The organism is Hyphomonas chukchiensis (genome assembly GCF_000682695.1).
GTDB lineage: Bacteria > Pseudomonadota > Alphaproteobacteria > Caulobacterales > Hyphomonadaceae > Hyphomonas > Hyphomonas chukchiensis.
Window position 1 is genome coordinate 1 of sequence record NZ_AWFG01000056.1, and the last position, 3,726, is coordinate 3,726.

3 protein-coding genes are annotated in these 3,726 nt (G+C 58.8%); all 3 read right to left on the minus strand.

What is annotated here, in order from left to right:
• Positions 1–101 precede the first annotated feature (101 nt).
• Positions 102–1,133: a tyrosine-type recombinase/integrase gene (locus tag HY30_RS15285; protein WP_034742678.1), complete on the minus strand. Its 1,032-nt coding sequence runs from the start codon at positions 1,131–1,133 to the stop codon at positions 102–104.
• Entirely contained in the window at positions 1,130–2,047 is a 918-nt protein-coding gene (locus HY30_RS15290; RefSeq protein WP_206741487.1) for a tyrosine-type recombinase/integrase, read from the minus strand. Before HY30_RS15290 ends, HY30_RS15285 begins: the two co-directional genes overlap by 4 nt.
• The coding region (locus HY30_RS15295) for a tyrosine-type recombinase/integrase (protein ID WP_206741488.1) at positions 2,041–3,726 on the minus strand (1,686 nt) is incomplete at its 5' end. The genes HY30_RS15295 and HY30_RS15290, both read right to left, overlap by 7 nt.

Genomic DNA, 3,726 nt, shown 5'->3' on the forward strand with positions numbered 1-3,726 from the left:
TTGTGTTGAGTCCACGATTATGTGGAGCACTCCGCTTAACCCTCTGTATCGATATGATTTTGTCATCGGCAAGCTCCACATAATCTCTGGCACCCAAGGCATCACGTTGTCGGCGGCTTGCTTCGCGTGACTGGCCGCGAGTGAACGTCTGACAGCATACTAATGAGGCGGTCGGATACGCCTGTGAACGATCCTTTCCGGATCGCGGGCGGCGCTGAAGCATGCAGGACATCAAGCTTCTCGGCCGGATCAACGCGAAGATACATTTCAGTTGTCTGGACCGAGCTGTGCCCCAGCCAGAGCGCTACCTTTCGGATATCCCCTGTCGCTTCCAGGATATGCATAGCGCAGGAGTGACGCATGACATGCGGGGTGACCGTCTTCGACGATAGTGTAGGCGCTCGTCTTGTCGCTTTGGCGACATGCACGCGAAGTCTGTTTGCGAAGCCATGGCGCGACATCGGTTGATGTCTGGCATTTACGAACAGATGCGTGTTTGAAGCGTCCGGTCGCACGGCTAACCAGTCTCGCAGAACACTGCGCGTTTCCGCCCAGAGCGGCAGGACACGCTCGCGGCGGCCTTTGCCGAGGATCCGCACATCCGTCATGCCCGGCTGCTCCAGATCCTGCACCTGTAATTGAACAAGCTCCGATGCTCTGAGACCGCCAGCATATGCCAAGTGGAGCATGGCGCGGTCGCGCAGACCTCCAACAGTCCGCCTGTCGGGGGTGTCGAGTATTGCCTGCAACTCGCTGCGACTCAGATAATCGATCAGCGCCTTGTCGTAAGTCTTTGCCGGGATGGCCTGCACCCGCTTCACCAGATCGAGGCGATCAGGCGCTCTCCATTCGAGGTATCGGAAGAATGACTTAATCGCTGCCAGGCGGGCGTTACGCGTTCTTGGCTTGTTTCCACGATCATTTTCAATGTGATCAAGGAAGCGCAGTATCATGGGCGCATCCAGATCGGCGATGCTGAGCGCATGCGGGCGCTTGCCGATTTCAGAGGCGACGAAGGTTACGAGCAGCCTGAAGCTATGGGCGTAGTTGTCGACCGTATGCCGGCTGGCGCCGCGGTCGCGCGGAAGGTGTTCCCGCAGGAACAGGCTCAGATGGTTGGCAAGATCAGTCATACCGCCCTCCCATGGTGAAGCGCCTCGGCGGCCTGCGCGATCTGTCGATAGATTTTGGGTGTCGCCTCCAAGTACCAGTAGGTGTCATGCGGGTTGGCGTGACCGAGATAGGTGGAGAGCGCGGTCATGTGCCGACGGACATCGTCGGCTCCCTCGCCACAGGTCTCGAACGATCTTACCGCGAAGCTATGACGGAGATCGTGGAACCGGGGACCGCTTTCTCCCTTTGGTCCTCGCAGGCCCACTTTCCGAGTCAGTTGCACGAAGCGCTTCGATATGGCCGACCGGTCTGTCGGATCCCCGGTGGAGATCACGAAGAGATGCGGATCAGCACCGCCGATCTTCCGGCGCAGCACGAGATAGCGCCGCAAAGCATCGCGCGTACTTTCGTGAACGGGGACGAGGCGCGTCTTGCGGAACTTCGTTTCCCGGATGAGCAGACCGTCACTCGTCAGATCCGACATATGCAGATTGACCAGCTCCGAAGCGCGCAACCCGCAGACAGCGGCGAGCCCGAACAGGTAGTGATAGGTGTAGGGGTTGATTGAAGCGTGCGGTCCGATCTCTAGCGCGGCTTCGAGTATTTTGCTGATATCGTCTTGCGCGAGGATGTGCGGTCGGGGACGTCGCTTTCGTTGGCGGCCAAAGATATCTGGCGAAGGCACATCATGGCGATCATCTTCTGCGCGCAGCGTGATCGCGAAGTTGCGCACGACGCTGAGCCAGGCAGCAGATCGCCTTGGCGATGGTGCCGTTGATGCCCACTGCACAATGCGATCCACCGTAACGAAGGTGTCGCCATGGCCATCCGCGAACTGCGCAAACCGTCGAAGCGTCCCCTCCTGCTCGGTGAACTTGTATCCCAGCGCGCGCTTCAGTTCGATGTATTCATCGACACGATCCTCGATCAGCATGCTTCGCCCCCCATCCATGGCTGGACGACCGCTGACAGCAGGTTGGTGTCGACCTTGGCGTAGATTGACGTTGTTTGTATGGAGCGGTGACGCAGGAGCGTTGCGACGGTCTCCATGGTCGCTCCGCCGCGAAGCATGTTGGTCGCCGCAGAGTGGCGCAGGAGGTAGGCCCCGCCGAGGTTTGGATTTCGGATGCCGGACTTCCTGATCGCTTCGCGGACGACACTGGTCACCGCCGACGATGTCAACATGCGGCCATGTGGTGGCTTTGCGCAAAGAAAGACGCTGGATTCCACCGTGCCTGGTCGGTTGTGCTCTATATACGCAACAAGCGCGTCACCGACATCCTGCGGCAATGGCAACCCGACCTCGACGCGGCTTTTGCCTTTGATGCGGACGATCGCATTGTCCCAGTCGATGTCGGCCAACCGGAGTTCAAGGATTTCACGCGGGCGCAACGCCAGCCGGGCGAGTAGCAGGAGTATCGCTCTGTTGCGCGCACCCGTCGGCGTCGCCGGGTCTGCCGTTTCGATAATCCTTTCAACATCATCGGCCACCACGTAGCGCGGCAGTGTCGACAGCCGCCAATGCGGAACAGTGGGAACGGCATCGACGAGTTCGGGCGCGCATTTTCCCATGGTCGCCAGATACCGTAGATACATCCGCAGACTGGTCGTCATTGACGTAACCCAATGGCGGGACGTGCCCTTCAGGTGCCGCAAAAGCGCCTGCGAGATGAGTTTGTGCGTGTAAGTATCAGGATCAGTCCCAAGGTCTCGGATCAGCTTGTTGATCCGGAACACGTGACCATCCACCGTAATGTCGCGAACGCCCCGGTTTTCGAAAAGCCAGCGGCGAAAACCCTCCAGGTCCGGCTCGTGGCCAGCTGACCGGTGCGTGCCGTTGATAACGCCGCGATGGGTCAGATATGAGAAGAAGTTGCGGACTTGCGCGATCTGGTCCTTCGTCCTGACGGGTTTGTGGACGAAATGGCCGGGACACACGCATTGATGATTACGGAAATCGTCGAGCACATCTGCCTTGAACTCGCTGAGCGCCAGCCCGTCAAACCAGCACCAGTCGAGAAAGTGGGATACCTGGCTTTTATATGATGCCACTCGCGACGCTGAACGTTCCGGCACCTCAAGCCGTCCAACGAAATCCGCAACCAGTTGATCACCATAGCAACGGTCGAATGGAGCGGGCCTATGCCCGGTCTCGATAAGGAATGTAACGAAGCGAACAACGCGGCCTTGGAATGCGTGATCGCGGGCGATCCCATTCTGGTACCGTTCAGCCTGCGGACGCGGGCACTCGCATCGGTGCCGGAAAAAGCGCCGGATCACGGCGCTATCGATGTCGGAAAGGCCGATGCCTTCACAGTCCAACCAAACAATGAAGTGCTTTATCGCGCCGCTCATCGAGCAGATTGTCCGGTCGGAAGCACCCTGGCTTCGAAGCCATTCGGCGAAATTGTCGAAAAGCGGGTGGAAGTATTCTGCCCCGGACAGGGACGGGATTTCAGCCCGTCGTGAAAGTGCTGCACACATGATCGGTCTCCTTCTGCTGAGTGCGGAAGAAGCTTCGCGATTATGTTGAGTGGAGTCTCGTCGGAGGACCTTAAAATCAAGGCGGCGGCGCAACAACTCCACATAACTATGGACGCGACATAAGCCAGC

What these genes read in the sequence shown, in the direction of transcription:
- HY30_RS15290 (WP_206741487.1), bottom strand. Translation starts at nt 2,047, where the DNA reads ATGCTGATCGAGGATCGTGTCGATGAATACATCGAACTGAAGCGCGCG.
- HY30_RS15285 (WP_034742678.1), bottom strand. Translation starts at nt 1,133, where the DNA reads ATGACTGATCTTGCCAACCATCTGAGCCTGTTCCTGCGGGAACACCTT.